At 38.0% G+C, this 20,903-nt stretch carries 17 protein-coding genes and 1 riboswitch; of the genes, 12 read left to right on the top strand and 5 right to left on the bottom strand.

Going from position 1 to position 20,903, the window contains the following annotated elements; genetic code table 11:
• Positions 1-158: 158 nt before the first annotated feature.
• The 3 genes from IGL36_RS10090 (at position 159) to manA (ending at position 3,214) form a co-directional block, all read left to right on the top strand.
• Positions 159-1,028, top strand: coding sequence for a VOC family protein (locus IGL36_RS10090; RefSeq protein WP_002397995.1), 870 nt, complete (start codon positions 159-161; stop codon positions 1,026-1,028).
• Between the two features lie 129 nt (positions 1,029-1,157).
• A complete protein-coding gene (locus IGL36_RS10085; protein ID WP_002397996.1) occupies positions 1,158-2,201 on the top strand; it encodes a serine hydrolase domain-containing protein in 1,044 nt (347 codons plus the stop codon).
• Positions 2,202-2,242: 41 nt separating this feature from the next.
• Complete coding sequence (gene manA, locus IGL36_RS10080; RefSeq protein WP_002356580.1) at positions 2,243-3,214, top strand: mannose-6-phosphate isomerase, class I; 972 nt, start codon at positions 2,243-2,245, stop codon at positions 3,212-3,214.
• A 55-nt stretch (positions 3,215-3,269) separates the two neighbouring features.
• On the opposite strand, the gene IGL36_RS10075 is transcribed toward manA, so the two are convergent.
• The 5 genes from IGL36_RS10075 to IGL36_RS10055 all read right to left on the bottom strand — a co-directional run bounded on the left by IGL36_RS10075 (position 3,270) and on the right by IGL36_RS10055 (position 7,907).
• Complete coding sequence (locus IGL36_RS10075; protein WP_002359620.1) at positions 3,270-3,815, bottom strand: ECF transporter S component; 546 nt, start codon at positions 3,813-3,815, stop codon at positions 3,270-3,272.
• Positions 3,816-3,817: 2 nt separating this feature from the next.
• Positions 3,818-4,792 carry a nucleoside hydrolase gene (locus IGL36_RS10070; protein WP_002397997.1) on the bottom strand — a complete coding sequence of 325 codons (975 nt, stop codon included), beginning with the start codon at positions 4,790-4,792 and terminating at the stop codon, positions 3,818-3,820.
• A 77-nt stretch (positions 4,793-4,869) separates the two neighbouring features.
• A riboswitch (PreQ1 riboswitch) is annotated at positions 4,870-4,914 on the bottom strand.
• 114 nt (positions 4,915-5,028) lie between these two features.
• On the bottom strand, positions 5,029-5,721 hold the full coding sequence (locus IGL36_RS10065; RefSeq protein ID WP_002356583.1) for a type 1 glutamine amidotransferase: 693 nt from the start codon (positions 5,719-5,721) through the stop codon (positions 5,029-5,031).
• On the bottom strand, positions 5,711-7,063 hold the full coding sequence (locus IGL36_RS10060; protein ID WP_002384160.1) for a Mur ligase family protein: 1,353 nt from the start codon (positions 7,061-7,063) through the stop codon (positions 5,711-5,713). The genes IGL36_RS10065 and IGL36_RS10060 overlap by 11 nt, the downstream gene beginning before the upstream one ends.
• Before the next feature lie 205 nt (positions 7,064-7,268).
• Positions 7,269-7,907, bottom strand: coding sequence for a helix-turn-helix transcriptional regulator (locus IGL36_RS10055; protein WP_002381503.1), 639 nt, complete (start codon positions 7,905-7,907; stop codon positions 7,269-7,271).
• A gap of 403 nt (positions 7,908-8,310) precedes the next feature.
• Here IGL36_RS10055 and ssnA point away from each other — a divergent pair, with 403 nt between their 5' ends.
• The 9 genes from ssnA to IGL36_RS10010 all read left to right on the top strand — a co-directional run bounded on the left by ssnA (position 8,311) and on the right by IGL36_RS10010 (position 20,842).
• Positions 8,311-9,645: a putative aminohydrolase SsnA gene (gene ssnA / locus IGL36_RS10050; protein WP_002372237.1), complete on the top strand. Its 1,335-nt coding sequence runs from the start codon at positions 8,311-8,313 to the stop codon at positions 9,643-9,645.
• A 30-nt stretch (positions 9,646-9,675) separates the two neighbouring features.
• The gene (gene ygfK, locus IGL36_RS10045; protein WP_002397999.1) at positions 9,676-12,681 is read left to right on the top strand and encodes a putative selenate reductase subunit YgfK; all 3,006 of its coding nucleotides are present in this window, start codon (positions 9,676-9,678) and stop codon (positions 12,679-12,681) included.
• Positions 12,682-12,710: 29 nt separating this feature from the next.
• Positions 12,711-14,084: a dihydropyrimidinase gene (gene hydA, locus IGL36_RS10040; protein ID WP_002405134.1), complete on the top strand. Its 1,374-nt coding sequence runs from the start codon at positions 12,711-12,713 to the stop codon at positions 14,082-14,084.
• Positions 14,085-14,107: 23 nt separating this feature from the next.
• Positions 14,108-15,301 (top strand): diaminopropionate ammonia-lyase, encoded by a 1,194-nt coding sequence (dpaL, locus tag IGL36_RS10035; protein ID WP_002356589.1) that lies wholly within the window; start codon positions 14,108-14,110, stop codon positions 15,299-15,301.
• Positions 15,292-16,617, top strand: a complete 1,326-nt coding sequence (locus IGL36_RS10030) for a YgeY family selenium metabolism-linked hydrolase (protein WP_002398002.1) — start codon at positions 15,292-15,294, stop codon at positions 16,615-16,617. The genes dpaL and IGL36_RS10030 overlap by 10 nt, the downstream gene beginning before the upstream one ends.
• A 38-nt stretch (positions 16,618-16,655) precedes the next feature.
• Positions 16,656-17,849, top strand: a complete 1,194-nt coding sequence (gene ygeW / locus IGL36_RS10025; RefSeq protein WP_002359643.1) for a knotted carbamoyltransferase YgeW — start codon at positions 16,656-16,658, stop codon at positions 17,847-17,849.
• 240 nt (positions 17,850-18,089) lie between these two features.
• Complete coding sequence (arcC, locus tag IGL36_RS10020; RefSeq protein ID WP_002362589.1) at positions 18,090-19,034, top strand: carbamate kinase; 945 nt, start codon at positions 18,090-18,092, stop codon at positions 19,032-19,034.
• A gap of 14 nt (positions 19,035-19,048) precedes the next feature.
• The gene (locus tag IGL36_RS10015) at positions 19,049-19,429 is read left to right on the top strand and encodes a RidA family protein (RefSeq protein ID WP_002362244.1); all 381 of its coding nucleotides are present in this window, start codon (positions 19,049-19,051) and stop codon (positions 19,427-19,429) included.
• A gap of 93 nt (positions 19,430-19,522) precedes the next feature.
• The gene (locus IGL36_RS10010; RefSeq protein WP_002356594.1) at positions 19,523-20,842 is read left to right on the top strand and encodes a nucleobase:cation symporter-2 family protein; all 1,320 of its coding nucleotides are present in this window, start codon (positions 19,523-19,525) and stop codon (positions 20,840-20,842) included.
• Positions 20,843-20,903 lie beyond the last annotated feature (61 nt).

Here is a 20,903-nt window from a genome sequence, read left to right as displayed (position 1 = left end):
CGAAGCAAAAAAATAGTAATTCATGATGAGGCGTCAGGAACCATAGTCGTAAAGACTGGTTCCTAAAGCCTTATTTTTTTGACAAAAAGTTAGCGAAATTGAAAAATTTCTATTTTCTTTTGAGAAAAACAGGATATTACTTGATGAAATAGCAAGAGATGTATAAAATGGGAGAGAAGAAAATGGAGGTAACAGAAAAAATGACTGAATTTCAATTAGAAAAAGTTGCGACATTAAAAACAATTGCCATTCGTGCGAAAAAAGTTGGCGAAATGGTCGACTTTTATAAAAAAGTAATGGGTTTTGTTTTAAAGTCAGAAGAAAATAACCTGTCTATCTGGGGTACACGTGAAGCAGGAACGCAATTATTAATTTTAGAAGAAACTAGAAAAGCCGAAGATTTTCATAATGAAGAAAAGCAAATGGCTTATTTTTCAATTAAAGTTCCTACGGAAAAAGAATTTTTACAAATTGCTCAACGAGTGCTTGAACAAGACTACCCAATTGATGAAAGTTTCCAAATTGGCACACGACAAAGCATGTTCATTACTGATCTTGAAGGCAATCAATTTGAGATTTTTCACGATGAAGCAACAGCAAATTCGACTTCTGAAAAGCAACCAATTGTGCTTAAAGATCTTATCAGTGAGGACTTAGAGCCACATCAAGGGTTAGCCGCTGGCTCATATTTAGCGCATGTGCAATTAAAAACAAACAATCAAAAAGAAATAAAAGCATACTATGAGGAAGTTCTGGGTTTAAAACGCAATGAAAAAGATCAATTTGTTTTAGAAGATGGCAAAGCAACTATTGGATTCCAAAAACCTGAAACAAGTGAAGTGGATCAATTACCTGATCCACACTTAGGTTTAGATTTCTTTACCATTAAGCTCTTTGATCAAGACCACATTTTAGCAATGGAGCAACAATTAACGGCAAAAAATCAAGAGTTCTTTATTGACCAGAAAAAAGCGATTGTCACTGTGTTTGATCCAATTGGCTTGGAATGGTGGTTTGTCTTAAAATAAACGCTCAGACAGACAAAATAAGCTTGTTTTAGCAAGTCTGGAATAAAGTCTGAATAAAAGTTTAACGCTACTTTTGTTCGGGACTTATTCTAGACTTTTCCTTTAATATTAAAAATAGAAGGTGAAAAAATGTACGAAAAAACAAAGTGGAAAATTCAAAATATGATGAAAAAAGGTGTTTTTTCGGGGGCTAGTTTTTGTTTCATTGAAGGTGAAAAAGAGGAGAGCAATTCTTGGGGACTCGCACAAATAAAACCCACCAAAGAACAATTAACCTCGGCCATGCTGTTTGATGTGGCTTCTTTAACCAAAGTAGTCGGCACCACCACCGTTATTTTACAATTAGTGGAAGAAGGAAAAATTATTCTAGATCAATCATTACAAACCTATTATCCCTCTTTTCAAGATCCTAATATTACAATCCGGCATTTGTTGACACATACGGCAGATTTACAAGGCTATATTCCTAATCGTGATCAGCTGAATGCTCAAGAATTAAAAGACGCCTACAATCATTCATTTCACGCAGGCAAAGCAATAGGTAAAAAAGTCGTCTATACAGATGCAGGGACTATTTTATTAGGCTTTATGTTAGAAGAAATGTTCCAACAATCAATGATAGAAATTTTATCTGAGCGAGTATTGCTTCCTTTAGGGATGAACGAAAGTACGTTTCTACCAAAGAATCCTTTAAACTGTGTGCCAACAGAATTACATGAACAACGAGGGTTGATTCGAGGTGCAACCCATGATCCTAAGGCATTTGTTTTACGGGAACATGCAGGGAATGCTGGCTTGTTTAGCAATGTCTATGATTTAACAAAATTTGTTCGAATGTATTTAAATCGAGGCAGTTATCACAATCTCCAATTCTTAAAAAAAGAGACGATTGATTTGTTACTAGTTAACCAAGTGCCAGCTGCAGATAAACCACGTTCTCTAGGCTGGGATTTTAAATATGATGTAGCTACGCAACGGCCATTATTATTCCATACAGGCTATACAGGCACTTTTTTGCTAATTGATGTGCAACAACAATCAGCGTTTATCTTTTTATCTAATCGAGTCCATCCAGAGGACCACCGGAACACTTATATCGAAGAAAGAGATCAGTTGTTGGCAACCTATTTAAAAGAGAAATCATCAGTTTCAGATGAAATGACTAGTTTTTAGTGATATAATGAGAGCGAATTCAATTTGGGAGGTCACAGTCAATGCAAGAACCATTATTTTTACAACCTGTTTTTCAAGAAAAAATTTGGGGCGGCAATCGTCTACACACGCTATTTGGTTTCGATTTACCGAGCGATAAAATTGGTGAAGATTGGGCAATCAGTGCACATCCACATGGCGTTAGTACTGTTTTAAATGGCGAATTTAAAGGAAAAAAATTAGATGAATTGTGGGCAGACCATCAAGAGTTATTCGGCCATGCAGGTGGCGCTGTCTTTCCATTATTAACGAAAATTTTAGATGCTGAAGATGATTTATCCGTGCAAGTTCATCCCGATGATGCATATGGCCAAAAACATGAAGGCGAGCTAGGCAAAACTGAATGTTGGTACATTATTGATGCAGAACCTGGCGCTGAAATCATTTATGGACATCACGCGAAAACAAAAGAAGAACTAGCTGAAATGATTGAAGAAGGTCGTTGGGACGATCTTTTAAGAAAAGTACCAGTGAAAAAAGGCGATTTTTATTATGTACCAAGCGGCACTATTCATGCCATCGGCTCGGGTATTTTAATTTTAGAAACGCAACAAAGCAGTGATACTACGTATCGGGTTTATGATTATGATCGAACAGATGATCAAGGAAAGACCCGGGAATTGCATATTCAACAATCCATTGATGTGACAACCGTTCCGGCAAAGGATCCTGACCTCTCTATTCAACAAGAAAATCAAGGACAATCAAGCATTGTTACTTATGTAAAAACAGATTTCTTTAATGTCTATGAGTGGCGTGTCAGTGGGATTCTAAAAGTCAAAAAACAAGCACCTTATACATTAGCAACAGTTATTGAAGGTGTGGGTCGATTGATTACAGAAGATGCTGCAAAAGCAGATGTGGCTACTTTTGATTTGAAAAAAGGCGATAGCTTTATCTTTCCAACAGATATTCCGAGCTGGCGTTTTGAAGGTGATTTAACGATTATAGCTTCAGAACCTGGCAGTCGCTAAAAAAATGAGGAGATCATCAACAGATGATTTCCTCATTTTTTGGCATTAAAACAGTTTATTTTGTTATAAAGGAACGTTTAGGTAAGGCAGCGATAACAGCTGTGACGATGATGACCGATAGCAGACGATCCCCGTAATCTGTTATCAATTGAACCAACAGGACGCTTGCTAGCTGATTTAAGCCTAAACCATATAAAAATTGGACAATTATGCTGGAGCCAGCAGAAGTAATTCCACCAAATAAACAAACTGTGATTAAGGAAGAAATCACTGTTCCTGGTATCGTTAACCACAACGTTTTAAATGGTAATTTGGTTACTTTTAACTGCTGATGAAGGAGCAAGCCTGCTAAAATTCCTGTGCAGAGTTGGACAGGTGAATAATACAGAGAAAAGATATCCGTTGTCAATCCAGTTAGTAGACTTGTTAAAATACCTGTCAGTGCGCCAAAGAGTGGGCCTAATAACGCACCTGTAAAAATAGTTCCCGCGCTATCAAGATAGATTGGTAAGCGAAGGAGCAATGCAATGGTACTGCCAAGGTAATTTAAAGCAACACTAAAAGCGATAATTGTAATGATTCGTGGTGTTATTTTTTTCATGGTTATCCCATCCTTAAATTTTTGAAATCTCTTTCGATCTCATCTATTTGTACATTTAAAAGAATGGATAGAAACTTCACGAAAAACTGTTGACTATCAACCGTAGTCAAGACATGACAATTAGCTGGTTGCTGCTGGAAATGATATTGATCGATCATTGATTGCCCCATAGCAATGCCGTCAGGAACAATTTGTCCGTAACTGGAAAAGCCTTGGCAGAGCGTAGGATCAATAAAATAAGCAACCGCTAAGGGATCGTTGATAACACACCCTAAAATACGTTCATATTTCCAATGAAAATCAAAATAAAATTGAGTAATCTCAGCGAGGTAATTCCCCATTTTGGGGTTGAGTCGTTGGCAATAATTGAGAATTGTTGGTGTAAAAACAATTTCTCGTGTGACATCTAAGCCGACCATTTCGATTTCTGCACCTAATTCCTCAAAAACCCAAGCTGCTGCATCAGGATCACACCAATAATTAAATTCTGCAACAGGAGAGCAATTGCCGTGGCTTTTAAAGGTACCACCCATTGAGACAAAACGTTGAAGATTTCGTCCCAGAAGAGGTTCTTTTTTTAAAGCCAACGCAATGTTTGTTAAAGGACCAAGGGCAATGATTGAGCAATCGGTAGCTTGTTGAAAGGTTTGTGCTAAATAGTCAGCAGCGGAAAGCGCTTGTGCTTGGATTTTGCTAGTTCTGGGGAAATATGTTTCACCTAAACCATCCATGCCATGTGTATCTTGTGCACTAACAAATGGCCGTTTTAAAGGGCTAGCAGCCCCTTGGTAGACAGGAATATCTAAGCGATTAACTTTTTCTAAACATTTAAAAACATTTTCCACGCCAATCTCCACAGGGACATTTCCGCAAACAACTGTAATCGCTTGGACATCTAGCTCTGGTGAAGCAAGTGCATACAAGAGAGCAAGCGTGTCATCAATTCCAGGATCACAATCAATAATTACTTTTTGCATTTTTTCCAATCCTCCTTTTTCATTAACTGCAAATGATAACTCTTGTTAAAAAAGCTATGACTTGAGTTAGTATTGAGAGATACTTAGTTTTTTATTCTGGGAAGTTTCCGAACCAGTCCGAGAAATTCTCGATTTTAAATGCACCTCTTTATCTTACTATATTTTGTAAAGATGTAAATAGTTGTCGGAGAAATGAAAAAGAATCTAGTCCTATATGTAGGAACTAGATTCTTCTTTTATTTATAAAGCGTTTCAGGAATAGCGATCGGTTCACCATATTTTTTCTCTAAAGCGGTCCGAATTAACCGAATCCCTAGATTTTTGTTGCGTGCTAAGATTGGACCGTGGAAGTAGGAGCCAAACACATTTTTATAGACAACGCCTTCGCCATTATCTTGACCGTTATTGCCTTTGCCTTGTTTGACTGTTCCTAAAGGTCGTTCACCTTCGCCTAAAAAAGTCATGCCGTTATGATTCTCAAAACCATAATACGTTTCATCAAATTCTTCATTATAAATTTCAATATCACCAATGAAACGATTGTTGTCTTGGCTCAAAGTGTAATGATCTAACGCACCGATTCCTTTAATTTTTTCGCCTTGTGCGCCGACATAGTAATGTCCTAGAAGTTGATAACCACCACAGATAGCTAACAAGACGCCGTCATTTTCAATATAAGAAGTCAAAGCTTCTTTTTTATTCTGAATGTCTTCTGAGATGATCAGTTGCTCGAAGTCTTGACCGCCACCAACAAAGACTAAATCATATTTTTCGGGATCAAACGGTTCGTAGATACTGATAATTTCTGATCGGAAGGTAACGCCCATTTTTTCGGTTAAATATTTAAGCATCAATAAATTTCCGTTATCTCCGTAAGTATTTAATAAGTTGCCATATAAATGACAAACGACTAATTCTTTAGACACCATTCATTCCCCCTTGAATATACCCTTGGGCTGTTAATGATTTTCTTAATTGCAAAACAGCAGTATAGGTTGCCAAAATATAGACATGATCTGTCGGCAACCTTTTAATTTCTGAAATTACTTGCTCCAAATCAGGAATTTCTAGTAATTTTTCTTCAGGAATACCCGCAACTTTTAAACGCAAGGCCATATCTTCATGGCGATCACCGCCAGCAATTACTTTTGGAATGTCCATATCAGCAAAGGCTTCATGATTACCATCCCAAATCCAACTGACATCAATTCCATCTGCATAATTGGCATTTAATAATGAAACCAGCGAGAAAGAGTAAGGGGCTAAGCCCATCATATCAATGACCTGATTTAAACCAACGGGATTTTTTACTAAAACTAACGTACATTCTTTATCGCCAACTTTAATAGTTTCTTGACGCCCAAAAACTTTTTCATCATAAGCTAAGCCTGCTCGGATTTTATCTGGTGCCACCTGATAGTATTCTGCTACCGCTGTGGCCGCTAGCGCATTATAAACATTATACATCCCACCAACAGCAATGCCATATTCTTCGCCATCAATCACAAAATCAGCAGATGTATTATCCATCCGGACCATTTCCGTTAACTGCACATCCAATTCAGGGCGTTTGAAGCCACAATTTGGGCAATAGTAATCACCTAAATTAGCATACGTAATCATTTTATAATGAAGAATATGATTACATTTTGGACATAAAACCCCATCTGTATTGTAATGAGCCAATTGCTCTTTCGGTGGTAAATGATTAAATCCATAGTATTTGCGAGGATTTACAGTTTCTTTTGAATTAAAAATTGGCGAATCACCGTTGCACAAAATAGTTGCTTCAGGAGCAGCGGCGGCGCCTTCCATAATTAAGCGATACGTCGTATAAATTTCACCATAGCGATCCATTTGGTCGCGGAAAATATTCGTAAAAACAAATAATTTTGGTTGAATATATTTAGTGACGCGGCTTAAACTTGCTTCATCAATTTCTAACACCGCAAATTTCTTTTGTCCTTTTTTCGCCTTGGCATTTAAAAAAGTAGAGACAATTCCTTGCTCCATGTTAGCACCAGTTGGATTTGTTAATACCTCATCAAATTCTTGGCGTAAAATGTTAACAGTTAAAGCAGTTGTCAATGTTTTGCCGTTCGTTCCAGTGACTACGACAATTTCATAGTCTTTTGCCAATGTATCTAAAATTTTAGGATCGATTTTTAGGGCTAATTTCCCTGGGTAGCTACTGCCGCCTTTAAAAAATGTTTGTAAAACCCATTGCGAAGTTTTTCCTGCAGCAATTGCTAAATGACTTCGAATCCCCATTTGTTGTCCCCCAATTTCTATATCTTTAATTTTTCGTTATTTTAAATTAAACTCAATCTATCATACCATAACTAAAATAAAAAATTAATTCCTTTTACTTTTTCTTACTATTATTTAAAAAGTCTTTTAGAAAAAGTAGAATAGTGAAGGAAAAAAGAGAATAGACGACTTGTCTTAACAACAAATCGTCCATCGATTTCCATTTTTATTTCGCATCAATATAACTGTATAGCGTATATTTAGAAATATTGAAGAAGTTAGAAACTTTGTCTCCAGATTTAGTGACTAAGAAGGCGCCTTTATTGTTTAAAAATTGAATACACTTGATTTTATCGTCCTTCGTCATTAATGGGACCGGCTTGCCAACTAATTTGACTGATTCATGAATTAAATCGTCTAACAACTCATTAACATCCTGAGGAATGTAATCAGGGTCTTTATCTTCTTCAGGTTCTGCAGTGGAAATCAAAGATTTTAAGTTTGACTCTGCAGCAATCAATGTAGTGATGTCGTAGTTAATAGCAAAAATACCATCGAGTTGACCATTCTCATCTTTAAAATACATTGTACTAGATTTTAAAATACGACCATCATGGGTGCGGGTCAGATAGTTAATATGATCATTCAACTCACTAGGGTCTTTTTTTAAGGCTTCTAAGACTACTTGAGAAGGTCCATCGCCCAGATGACGAGAAGAGACATGACCATTTTCAATGGAAACAATAGAATTGTTAATATTGTCTTCATTGATTTGGTGGATAACGACTTCGCAGTTTTCCCCAAATTGACCAGCTAAACCTTTAGCAATTTGTGTTAAAAAAGTAAGTTTTTCGTCGGATAACATAAATAAGCTCCTTTCTAATGTGCCTGGCACAAACAGTTTTTATAAGATTGTGTCAAATTTAACATAGTATTTTTAAATGGAATAGGCAGGGCTAAATCCTTTAATGTCGCGTACTACCTGTTCTGAAAAATAATGATAGCATGATAAAAATAATAATACAAGATAACGGCTGTCAAAATTCTAAAAAATATTTTTTAGGTAGCATTGTTTTTTTTAAGGTAAGGTGATATACTTTAATCAAGTTAATGAGTTCATTAGTAAAAAAATGCAAGCGCTTCAAATGCTTTTCGTAGGAAATATAGATTAGAAAAGCTAGACAAGCTATATTCGTGAATGATTGAGCGATTGATTTGTAAGCGTTTGCTACATGTGGGGAATAGGTTGGAAAATAGGAGGAGAATACATGTTATTAATTGGAAATGGGCGTTTAATCACTCGGGATGCGCAGAATCATTTTTTTGAAAATGGGTGTGTGGCGATTGATGGTCAAGTTGTGAAACAAGTCGGAACGACAGAAGATTTAAAACAAGCTTATCCAGAAGCGACATTTATTGATGCTAAAGGTGGAGTGATTATGCCAGGCTTTATTAACATGCACAATCATATTTATAGTACCTTTGCACGTGGGTTAAGTTTAACGAATTATCATCCTAAAAATTTCATGGATATTTTGGTAGATCAATGGTGGCGAATTGATCGTGCCTTGACATTAGAAGACACTTATCAAAGTGGTAAGGTTGCTTATTTAGATAGTATTCGCAACGGTGTTACAACTGTCTTTGATCATCATGCTAGTTACGGAGAAATTACAGGGAGTTTAACCCAATTATCTAATGCAGCGGACGAGTTAGGGATTCGGACCTGCCTTTGTTATGAAGTTTCTGATCGCGATGGTGAGCAGAAAATGCGGGAAGCAGTTCAAGAAAATGCCGCCTTTATTAAAGCCAGTTCCTTAAGAAATGATGATATGCAAAAAGCGATGATGGGTATGCATGCAGCCTTTACTTTATCAGATGCTTCTTTAGAATTATGTGCAGCCAATACGCCAGATGGGATTGGTTATCATATTCATATTGCAGAGGATTTAGCCGATGTTCATGATTCTTTGAAAAAATATGGGAAGCCGATTGTGAACCGATTATTTGATTTAGGAATTTTAGGAAAACAGACAATGGCAGGCCATTGCATCCATATTGGACCTCATGAGATGGAATTACTAAGAGATACAGACACAATGGTGGTCACGAATCCAGAGTCGAATATGGGGAATGCGGTCGGTTGCCCACCTGCAATGCGCATGTTTAATGAGTATGGTATTTTGATGGGTCTTGGCACAGATGGTTATACGAATGATGTGACGGAATCTTATAAGGTAGGAAATGTTATCCACAAGCATCATTTAGCTGATCCAAATGCTGCTTGGGCAGAAATTCCCGCAATGCTGTTTGATAATAATCCGCAAATGGCTAATCGCTATTTTAAAACAAAGCTAGGCGTTTTAGAACCTAATGGAGCAGCAGACGTCATTATTGTTGATTATCATGGCCCGACGCCAATGACAAAAGAGAATTATAACATGCACATTTTATTCGGCATGAATGGTGGGATGGTCACTGACACGGTGATTAATGGAGAAATTCGGATGCGTAATCGTGAAGTTCAAGGAATTGATGAAGAGAAAGTTTGGCATGATGCGCAAACGCAAGCACAATCTTTCTGGAAACGAGTAAATCAATAGCTTTCATTATAAATAAAAGGAGTGACGTTAATGAGTGATATTATGCATCCCATCTCAATTGAGGCTTTATTAAATTGGATTTTTAGTGAGTATCAACAAGATGGCACAATTTTTGGCATTCGTAAATTTTATCATGCGGATCCTACAAAAACGATTCCGTTATTTGGAGAAAAAATGGAAACCCCTTGTGGTCCAGCAGCAGGTCCTCATACACAATTAGCACAAAATATTATTGCGGCCTATTTAACAGGTTCTCGTTTTTTTGAAGTTAAGACAGTCCAGATACTGGATGGAGAAGATTTACCAGTGAGTAAACCATGTATCGCAGCAGCGGATGAATGTTACAACGTTGAGTGGTCCACAGAACTGCGTGTTCCCCAAGCTTATGATGAATACGTCAAAGCATGGTTCGTTTTGAAGTTACTGAGTAAAGAGTTCGAGCTAGGTGACCCGAATGGTTTCATTTTTAACATGAGTGTTGGCTATGATTTGGCAGGGATTCAATCGCCAAAAATTGATCGTTATATTAACGAAATGCAGAACGCAGAAGGAACGCCGATTTGGGCGGAATGCCAAGCAGCTGCCAAAAAATATCTATCTTATTTTAAAAAAGTAGATGACTTATATATCGAAGCAATTAGTCCTAAAGTCTGTCATTCTATTACGCTGTCGACTTTACACGGCTGTCCATCAGATGAAATTGAACGAATTGCGGCCTATTTATTAAGTGAAAAAGGGCTCCATTCCTTTATTAAATGTAATCCAACCATGTTAGGTTATGAATATGCGCGTCAAACGATGGATGAGCTAGGGTTTGATTATATGGTTTTTGACGATCACCATTTTAAAGAAGATTTACAATTTGAAGAAGCAGTACCGATGTTACAACGTCTGCAATTATTAGCCAATAGTAAAAATCTAAGCTTCGGAGTTAAAATTACGAACACTTTCCCGGTAACGATTGCAGCAAATGAATTACCTGGTGATGAAATGTACATGTCAGGACGTTCGCTATTTCCTCTTAGTATTTCATTGGCACAAAAATTATCAGAAGCATTTGATGGGAAACTACAAATTTCTTATTCTGGCGGTGCAGATATTTTCAATAGTAAAGAAATATTTGATGCTGGTATTTGGCCAATCACTATGGCAACGACGCTGTTGAAACCTGGTGGCTATCAACGAATGAATCAAGTTGCTAATGTATTGGGCACAGCAGAATATCCTCAGATGGTTCATGTCAACTTGGATAAATTAGCCCAAGTTGTTGAGAAAGCTAAAACACAAGCACGTTACCAAAAATCAATTAAATTACCAGAAAGTACCAAACTAAGAAAAACAGTTCCGTTAACAGATTGTTATATTGCTCCTTGTCGAAGTGACGGTGGTTGTCCAATCAATCAGGATATTCCTGCTTACCTTCGTTATGTCAGTGAAGGTAATTATTTAAAGGCCTTGCAAGTAATTGTCGATAAAAATCCATTGCCTTTTATTACTGGAACCATTTGTGCACATCCTTGTATGACTAAATGTACACGTCAATTTTATGAAGAATCTATTCATATTCGGGAAGTGAAGTTAGAAGCAGCTGAACATGCTTATGATGAATTATTGACGACACTAGAAAAGCCACAGCCAAAAGAAAATGCACCTAAAACAGCTGTTGTGGGTGGAGGTCCTGCAGGGATCTCTGCTGGGTATTTATTAGCACGTGAAGGCATGCCTGTTACTGTGTTTGAAAAATCCAAGACAATTGGGGGCGTTTGTAGCCAGATTGTACCAGAATTTCGAATTTCTATGGAATCTGTTCAAAAAGACGTTCAGTTAGCGGAATTTATGGGAGCTGAATTCCTTACAGGACAAGAGGCGCCATCATTGGCGGAATTGAAAAACCAAGGCTATACGAATGTTATTTATGCCATTGGTGCATGGAAACATGGGGTCCTTCGTTTAGAATCTGGTCGGGCATTGAACTCGTTAGAATTTTTAAAAGCAAACCGAGAAAATCCAACGATTAATCCTTACGGAGAACAGATTGTCGTCGTTGGTGGCGGAAATACAGCTATGGACTGTGCTCGTGCAGCCACAACATTACCTGGTGTTAAAAAAGTCTCAGTGGTTTATCGTCGGAATAAACGCAATATGCCAGCAGATGAAGAAGAACTTTATTTAGCCTTAGAAGATGGCGTTGACTTTTTAGAATTACTTTCGCCAATTAAACATGAAAATCAACAATTAACTTGTGAAAAAATGGTCCTAGGTGAACGAGATGCTTCTGGACGCCGTCGTCCAATTGGTACAGGAGAAATAATTGATATTCCTGCTGATACAGTGATTGCCGCTGTTGGTGAAAAAGTAGATACAGAATTTTACCAAGCATTAGGCATTCACACAGACAACTATGGGAAAGTCGTTTCAAATCAAGAAACATTGGAAACAAATATACCAGGCGTCTATGTCATTGGTGACGCTAATTTAGGACCAGCCACAATTGTTGAAGCAATCGCTGATGCAACCAAAGCGGCCAATAATATTTGTCTTGTCCACAATCATCACTATGAAAAAGATAATTTAAATAGTGATGTCGCATTTGTTAGAAACAAACGGGGTATCCTTGTGACAGACGAGATGTCTTGTAGTCAAGCTAGTCGTTGCTTAGAATGCTCCACAATTTGTGAATCTTGTATGGATGTCTGTCCAAACCGAGCAAATATTGTTGTGTACGTCGAAGGAAAACCACAAATTGTCCATGTTGATCGGATGTGTAACGAATGTGGCAACTGTGAAACATTTTGCCCTTATGCAAGTGCCCCTTACAAAGACAAATTTACCTTATTTAACAGTGAATCTGATTTTTATGACAGTACTAATTCAGGTTTCTATGTTCAAAATCCTGTGGATAAAATTTGTTTACTGCGTTTATGGGGAACGGTGTCAACAATTCAATTAACGGATCAAGGATTAGATGTACCAGAAGATTTAATCGCATTAATGGTAACTATGATTGAAGAATATGCTTATTGTATGCAAGCATAAAAGGAAATTTACGACTGGGGGATAAATAGATGTCTATTCTGCTCAAAGGTGGAACCGTCGTATCTGCATATAATCGTCGTCAATTGGATATTCGAATTGACGGCGAGCAAATTGTAGAGATGGGGGCAAATTTACCAGTAGAAAATTCTCAGATTGAGGATGTTACGGGGTGTTATGTATTACCAGGCTTTATTGATGCGCACACGCATCTGGAATTAAATAATGGCAAAGGTTCGTTAAGTACGGCGGATAACTTTACTACTGGAAGCCAAGCGGCGGTGGCCAAAGGTACGACTACGGTTATTGATATGGCTACACCTAATAAAGGTGGCTCATTGAAAGACTGTTTAGCTACTTGGAATCAATTGGCTGAAGGCAAGAGTTCATGTGATTATACTTACCATATGTCCATGATCGAATGGAACCCAACGATAGCTGCTGAAATTCAGGAAATGATTGCTGCAGGTATTACTTCCTTCAAAATGTATATGGCTTATGATAACTTACGGACCACAGATGCGGAAATTTTTGAATCGATGAAGGAAATAAAAAAAGTTAATGGAATGTTAGGCGTTCATTGTGAAAATGGTGATTTAGTAGATGAATTAATCCAATCATATGTTTCTCAAGGAAAGCTAACCCCGCACTATCATCCGTTATCAAGACCGGCGGCTGTTGAAGCAGAAGCGGTAGCAAGATATTTGATGATAGCGGAAATGGCTGATTTGCCGGTTAATATTGTGCATTTAAGCACAAAGCGATCGTTAGAAGCGGTGGAACGGGCTCGTCAAAGAGGACAATCAGTCTATGTAGAAACTTGCCCTCAATATCTTTTACTAGATGATCACTTGTATGATGCGCCTAATTTTGAAGCAGCAAAATATGTCTGCTCACCGCCACTACGCAAACGAGAGGATCAACAGGCTTTGTGGCAAGGGATTAAAGAGGGGGCAATCAATACAATATCGACAGATCACTGCAGTTTTAATTTTCACGGACAAAAAACAGTTGGCAAAGATGATTTTAGTAAAATTCCAAATGGGATGCCAGGTGTTGAAACGAGACCAGAATTAATTTACACGGAAGGTGTGGCGAAGGGCCGAATCACCTTGGAAAAAATGGTTGCTCTGCTTTCTGAAAATATTGCTAAACAATTCTCGATGTATCCACAAAAAGGTGTGGTGCAAGAAGGCAGTGATGCCGATTTAGTTGTTTGGGATCCTAGAACAACCGGCGTGATTGCTGCGAGAACGCAGTTACAAAATGTCGATTATACACCGTATGAAGGATTTGAAACACAAGGACAGGCTCGAATGGTTTATTTAAGAGGTCAAAAAGTTGCTGAAGCTGGGCAAGTCATCTTGGCAAATCAAGGAAAATTTGTTTTTCGTAAAGCAACTTAAAAATAGAAGGAGGAGAAGTATTTTTGGAAAAAATTAAATGGACAGCAAATGAAATGCCGAAGACGGAGGATAAGTACTTACCTCTGATGTCTAAAGAAAAAATTGAGAAAGCTTTGGCTTTTCACAAAAGTTTTCCACAGTATTCAGAAACACCATTAGCAGAATTGAATCATATGGCCGCTTATCTGGGGTTAAATGATTTCTTTGTTAAAGATGAATCTTATCGCTTTGGTTTAAATGCTTTTAAAGTCTTAGGTGGTTCATTTGCCATGGCTAACTATATTGCCGAAAAATTAAAGAAAGATGTTTCGGAACTAACATATGATGAATTAACTTCTGATCAATTACGATCAGCTTTTGGACAAGCTACGTTTTTTACAGCAACTGATGGTAACCATGGACGAGGAGTCGCTTGGGCTGCGAATAAATTAGGCCAAAAATCAGTTGTACTCATGCCGAAGGGTTCAACACAGACGAGAAAAGAAAATATTGAAAAAGAAGGCGCAACCGTCACAATTGAAGAAGTTAATTACGATGAATGTGTACGAATGGCTAATAAAATGGCCGAAGAAACTGAAAACGGTGTCATGGTTCAAGACACCGCTTGGGACGGATATGAAAAAATTCCAACTTGGATTATGCAAGGATACGGAACGATGGCGTTAGAAGCCTCTCAACAATTAAGAAAATTTGGATCTGAACGACCTAGTCATGTTTTTGTTCAAGCTGGTGTCGGCAGTTTAGCTGGTGCGGTGATTGGTTATTTTGCTAATGCTTTTCCAGAAAACCCACCGATTATGGTCGTAGTTGAGGCACAGGCGGCTGACTGTTTATATCAATCAGCAATTAAAAAAGACGGAGAAATTCGCTTTGTCGATGGTGATTTACAGACAATTATGGCTGGCTTAGCATGTGGAGAACCTAATACGATTTCTTTTGATATTCTAAAAAATCATACATCCTTCTTTGTTTCAGCACCAGATTGGGTTTCTGAAAAAGGAATGCGTATGTTGGGCGCGCCATTAAAAGGGGATCCGCAAGTTGTATCAGGCGAATCTGGGGCAGTAGCAATGGGCTTAGTAGCTACAGTGATGCAAGATCCCGACTATCAAGAATTACGTGAGGCATTGCAACTGGATGAGACGTCAAACGTTTTAATGTTTTCTACCGAAGGGGACACTGATCCAGACAATTATAAAAAAATTTTATGGAGGTAAAAGGAATGGATTTTAATGCAGTAAATGCAGCAGCAGAAGGTTACAGAGAAGATATGGTCAAATTTTTAAGAGACCTTGTCAAAATTCCAGGAGAAAGTACAGAAGAAGGCAACAAAATTGCGCGAGCAAAAGCCGAAATGGAAAAATTAGGTTTCGATAAAATTGACATTGATCCTCAAGGAAATTTACTTGGTTATATGGGGTCTGGTGAAAAATTAATTGCTTTTGATGGGCACATGGATACTGTCGGAATTGGTGAAATGAGTAACTGGAAATTTGATCCTTACGATGGTTATGAAACAGAAACTGAGATCGGTGGTCGCGGTACATCTGACCAAGAAGGCGGGATTGTTTCGGCTATTTATGGCGCTAAAATCATGAAAGATTTAGGTCTATTATCAGAAAAATATACTGCTTTAGTAACAGTTACTGTCCAAGAAGAAGACTGTGACGGCTTATGTTGGCAGTACATTATCAAAGAAGACGGTATCCGTCCAGAATTTGTTGTTTCAACAGAGCCAACAGATGGTGGGATTTATCGTGGTCAACGAGGCCGAATGGAAATTAAAGTTGATGTCAAAGGCGTTTCGTGTCATGGCTCAGCACCAGAACGTGGAGATAATGCCATTTACAAAATGGCGGATATCTTACAAGATGTTCGTGCCTTAAACAACAATGGAGATACAGAAAGCACAGCGATTCGTGGTTTAGTTCGTATGTTAGATCCTAAGTACAATCCAGAGTGGCAAGAAGCCCGTTTCTTAGGACGTGGTACGGTGACTGTTTCGCAAATTTTCCATTCTTCACCAAGTCGGTGTGCTGTTGCGGATGGCTGTACCGTTTCACTAGACCGTCGAATGACTGCTGGAGAAACTTGGGAAAGTTGTTTAGAAGAAATTCGCAATTTACCAGCTGTTAAAAAATATGGAGATGATGTGACGGTTTCAATGTACAACTATGATCGTCCTTCTTATACTGATTTAACTTATGAAATTGAATGTTATTTCCCAACGTGGGTAATTCCAGAAAATCATGATGTAACAAAAGCCTTGATGGAAACGCACAAAAATCTCTATGGGGAAACACGGAAAGGCTCTGTAGAAACAGTGGAAATGCGTGAAGAACGCCCATTGCTAGATAAGTGGACCTTCTCAACAAATGGCGTTTCAATTATGGGACGTAATGGCATTCCTTGTATTGGTTTCGGACCAGGCGCCGAAGCACAAGCACATGCACCAAATGAAAAAACTTGGAAAGATGATTTGGTTCGTTGTGCAGCCGTTTATGCGGCATTACCAACGGTCTATTGTGGTTAAGTAAAGGATTATTAGACAAGCAAAAAGGAGCAGATGGAATGGAAACGTTTAAAGAATATATTGAGAAATTAGATAAATTAGAATTTGAAAAAATGTACGAAAATGACTTTTTCCTAACTTGGGAAAAAACAAGAGATGAATTAGAAGCTGTTTTCACAGTTGCCGATACATTACGCTATTTAAGAGAAAATAATATTTCAACTAAAATCTTTGATAGTGGCTTGGGGATTTCTTTATTCCGCGACAACTCTACAAGAACACGTTTTAGTTTCGCTTCAGCGTGTAATCTTTTGGGCTTAGAAGTTCAAGATTTAGACGAAGGAAAAAGTCAAATTTCTCACGGAGAAACTGTTCGTGAGACAGCAAACATGATTTCTTTTATGGCTGATATCATTGGTATTCGTGATGACATGTACATTGGTAAAGGCAATGCTTACATGCACGAAGTATCAGAATCTGTCCAAGAAGGATATAAAGATGGGGTATTAGAACAACGCCCAACGTTAGTGAATTTACAATGTGATATTGACCATCCGACGCAAGCAATGGCGGATGCGTTGCATTTAATTCATGAATTTGGTGGTATTGAAAACCTGAAAGGGAAAAAAGTTGCCATGACTTGGGCGTATTCACCATCTTATGGAAAACCATTATCTGTTCCTCAAGGAATTGTTGGTCTAATGACCCGTTTAGGAATGGATGTCGTCTTAGCACATCCAGAAGGTTATGAAATTATGCCAGAAGTAGAAGAAGTTGCGAAGAAAAATGCGGCAGAATTTGGTGGAAACTTTACTAAAACGAATAGTATGGCAGAAGCATTCAAAGATGCGGATGTTGTTTATCCGAAAAGCTGGGCACCTTTTGCGGCAATGGAAAAGCGAACTGAATTATATGGCAATGGTGACCAAGCAGGAATTGATCAATTAGAACAAGAATTACTTTCTCAAAATAAAAAGCACAAAGATTGGGAATGTACAGAAGAATTGATGAAAACAACAAAAGACGGCAAAGCTTTGTATATGCATTGTCTACCAGCTGATATTACTGGCGTTAGTTGTGAAGAAGGCGAAGTGGAAGCTTCTGTTTTCGATCGTTATCGGGTCGAACTTTACAAAGAAGCTAGCTACAAACCGTATGTTATTGCGGCTATGATTTTCTTAAGTAAAGTAAAAAATCCGCAAAAAACCTTAACAGACTTAGCGGATAAAGCGACACCAAGAGAAGTAAAATAATGAATTTGGCATGAAGACAGATGCTTTTTCTTTACACAATGAATCATTAGAAGTTGCCTCTTCAACATGAACAAATAAGACCTTCCCAAGTCTATTCATGAATGTGTGATTGTCTCGAGTCAAGAACGCTTAGTCATGTGCGTTGACTTCATGCAACGACAACAGACAGTTAATACGAAAACTCGTTGTGAAAAAGAAAAAGCATCGTCCTTTTTATAAAACAGAAAATGAGGTGAAGCAATGGGCAAACGCGTCGTAGTAGCTTTAGGTGGCAATGCTTTAGGAAATAATTTGACGGAGCAGATGACTGCCGTAAAACAGACCTCCAAAGCGATTGCAGATTTGATTGAAGCAGGATATGAAGTTATTTTATCTCATGGCAATGGTCCTCAAGTGGGGATGATTCAATTAGCTATGGAAGAATTTTCCTTTAATAATCCACAATATCCAGTTGTTCCGTTATCCATGTGCGTAGCCATGAGTCAAAGTTACATTGGCTATGATTTAGAGAATGCGCTACAAGAAGAGTTGCGTCAGCGAAATATAAGTAAAGCCGTCACCACCATAGTCACTCAAGTGGTCGTGGATGAAAATGATCCGGCGTTCAAAAAACCAACGAAACCAATTGGCCGCTTCATGACAAAAGAAGAAGCAGAACAATTAGTCAAAGAAAAAAATATACAAGTGATGGAAGATGCTGGCCGTGGTTATCGCCAAGTCGTCGCTTCTCCTAAACCAAAAAATATTGTCGAACTTCTCACGATTCAAACATTGGTTGATGCTGGCCAAACAGTCATTGCTGGCGGCGGTGGTGGCATCCCAGTCATTCAAGAAGGGAACCGACTAAAAGGTGTAAATGCAGTCATCGACAAAGATTTTTGTAGTGAACGACTGGCTGAACAAGTGGATGCTGATCTGCTCGTGATTTTAACAGCAGTTGAAAAAGTTTGTATTAATTTTGGTAAAGAAAATCAAGAAGCCTTAGGGAATGTTTCAACAGAAAAAATGAAACAATATGCGCAAGAAGGTCAGTTTGCTCCAGGTTCAATGTTACCAAAAGTTGAAGCAGCGATTAAGTTTGCTGAATCTAAGCCAGGTCGAAAAACATTGATTACGTTATTAGAAAAAGCCAAAGAAGGATTATCTGGAAAAACAGGGACTTTAATTGAAAATAAAGAATCATAGAATGGAGGAAAACGATGACAAACAAAATGATTAATTCTGCACAGGCACCAGCTGCTGTAGGGCCTTATTCACATTCTGTCTTAGCGGGAAATACGTTGTACATTTCTGGACAACTAGGATTAGATCCGCAATCGGGCGAAATGAAGACTACAGTGGAAGAACAAGCAAAACAAGCTTTTATCAATTTAGGTTCGATTTTAAAAGAGGTCGAGATGACCTATGATAATGTTGTGAAAACAACGGTGTTTTTACAACATATGTCTGATTTTAGCAAAATTAACGAAATCTATGGGAATTACTTTTCAGAAGTTTTGCCTGCACGTTCTTGTGTAGAAGTAGCCAAGTTGCCAAAAGATGGTTTATTTGAAATTGAAGCAGTTGCTGTCAAAGGATAATTTTTAAGATGTTTCTGAGGGAAAAAGGATTGCATTCTTTATTGATTAAGGGGAACAATCCTTTTAGAATAAAAAGAAGAAGGAAACGATCCTATGAATGAAAAAAAAGAGCAAGCATTATTTGAATATGATGCGAAACTATCAATTTCTGAAGCAATTCCGATGGGATTGCAACACGTTGTCGCAGCAGTAGTAGGGATTGTCACACCGGGAATCATGATTGCCAAAGTTTGCCAATTAAGTCCTAGTGATACGACTATTTTGATTCAAACATCATTGATTTTTTCAGCAGTTGCAACGTTAATTCAACTTTTCCCTATTTTTGGAAAAGTGGGTTCACGGTTACCAGTTATGATGGGGGCAAGTTTTGCGTATGTACCGATTTTGATGGCCATCGGAGCTGATTTTGGGATTGCAGCAATTTTTGGTTCCCAATTAGTTGGCAGTATTCTTGTTATTATTGTTGGTTTGTTCATTAAAAAAATCCGTGTGTTGTTTCCGCCTTTAGTAACAGGAACGGTTATTTTAAGCATTGGACTATCCTTGTTTCCAGTTGCGATTAAGTATATGGCAGGAGGAGCTGGTAGTGCTGATTTTGGTTCAGCCCGGAATTGGTTAGTTGCATTATTAACCTTTGCGATTGTCTTTTACTTCAATTATTTTGCAAAAGGATTTTTGAAGTTATCAGCAATTTTAAACGGAATGGTTATTGGCTATTTGATTTCTTTAGCTTTAGGGATGGTTAGTTTTGAGCCAGTTCAAAATGCTAAAATCGTTCAGGTAATTACCCCGTTTCACTTTGGACTGGATTTTCAATTGGTACCAATCTTTACGCTTGTGGTGATGTTTATTGTTGATGCTGTTCAAGCCATCGGCCAATTTACAGCAACAACGGTTGGGGCAATGGATCGGGATGCAACGGATGAAGAATTATCTGGCGGAATTATGGGGAGTGGTTTCACTAACTTTATTGGCAGTTTATTTGGATCAATCCCAGTGGCAACTTTTGGACAAAATGTTGGTCTGGTTACGGTAACAAAAGTGATTAATAAGTATGTTCTGGTTTTCGCTTCAGTTATATTATTAATTGCTGGTTTTGTTCCGAAAGTAGCTGCGTTATTAACTACGATTCCTTACGCGGTAATTGGTGGCGCAACGATTTCAGTTTTTGCTTCTATTTCTATGACAGGTATTCGGATGATTGCTTCGCAGGAAATGACTCCTCGAAATACTGGGGTTGTCGGAACAGCTCTAGCATTTGGAATTGGTGTCACATTGTCTACTGGAAGCTTAGCTGGTTTTCCAACTTGGGTAACAACGATTTTCGGTAATTCGGAAGTTATCTTAACCACTTTGGTAGCAGTCCTTTTAAATGTCATTTTAAAACCAAAAAAGCGTGTAGCACTTGAGTGAAGATTGCTTTTTTTGATACGAAAGTGAGTAAGCTTTCGTATCCTTTTTCCCTTACGTTATC

Origin of the sequence: Enterococcus sp. AZ011, from assembly GCF_050548355.1 — a bacterium.
Taxonomy (GTDB): Bacteria; Bacillota; Bacilli; order Lactobacillales; family Enterococcaceae; genus Enterococcus; species Enterococcus faecalis.
Note: the sequence above shows the minus strand (reverse complement) of the source record. Positions and strands in the feature narration are given on the sequence as shown.

Bases quoted from the DNA above. Each gene is read 5' to 3' on its own strand.
- ygfK (WP_002397999.1), top strand. From the start codon at position 9,676: ATGAGTGATATTATGCATCCCATCTCAATTGAGGCTTTATTAAATTGG.
- arcC (WP_002362589.1), top strand. From the start codon at position 18,090: ATGGGCAAACGCGTCGTAGTAGCTTTAGGTGGCAATGCTTTAGGAAAT.
- IGL36_RS10055 (WP_002381503.1), bottom strand. From the start codon at position 7,907: ATGTTATCCGACGAAAAACTTACTTTTTTAACACAAATTGCTAAAGGT.
- ssnA (WP_002372237.1), top strand. From the start codon at position 8,311: ATGTTATTAATTGGAAATGGGCGTTTAATCACTCGGGATGCGCAGAAT.
- IGL36_RS10090 (WP_002397995.1), top strand. From the start codon at position 159: ATGTATAAAATGGGAGAGAAGAAAATGGAGGTAACAGAAAAAATGACT.
- IGL36_RS10070 (WP_002397997.1), bottom strand. From the start codon at position 4,792: ATGCAAAAAGTAATTATTGATTGTGATCCTGGAATTGATGACACGCTT.
- IGL36_RS10075 (WP_002359620.1), bottom strand. From the start codon at position 3,815: ATGAAAAAAATAACACCACGAATCATTACAATTATCGCTTTTAGTGTT.
- hydA (WP_002405134.1), top strand. From the start codon at position 12,711: ATGTCTATTCTGCTCAAAGGTGGAACCGTCGTATCTGCATATAATCGT.
- IGL36_RS10085 (WP_002397996.1), top strand. From the start codon at position 1,158: ATGTACGAAAAAACAAAGTGGAAAATTCAAAATATGATGAAAAAAGGT.
- IGL36_RS10065 (WP_002356583.1), bottom strand. From the start codon at position 5,721: ATGGTGTCTAAAGAATTAGTCGTTTGTCATTTATATGGCAACTTATTA.
- IGL36_RS10030 (WP_002398002.1), top strand. From the start codon at position 15,292: ATGGAGGTAAAAGGAATGGATTTTAATGCAGTAAATGCAGCAGCAGAA.
- IGL36_RS10015 (WP_002362244.1), top strand. From the start codon at position 19,049: ATGACAAACAAAATGATTAATTCTGCACAGGCACCAGCTGCTGTAGGG.
- IGL36_RS10010 (WP_002356594.1), top strand. From the start codon at position 19,523: ATGAATGAAAAAAAAGAGCAAGCATTATTTGAATATGATGCGAAACTA.
- manA (WP_002356580.1), top strand. From the start codon at position 2,243: ATGCAAGAACCATTATTTTTACAACCTGTTTTTCAAGAAAAAATTTGG.
- IGL36_RS10060 (WP_002384160.1), bottom strand. From the start codon at position 7,063: ATGGGGATTCGAAGTCATTTAGCAATTGCTGCAGGAAAAACTTCGCAA.
- ygeW (WP_002359643.1), top strand. From the start codon at position 16,656: ATGGAAACGTTTAAAGAATATATTGAGAAATTAGATAAATTAGAATTT.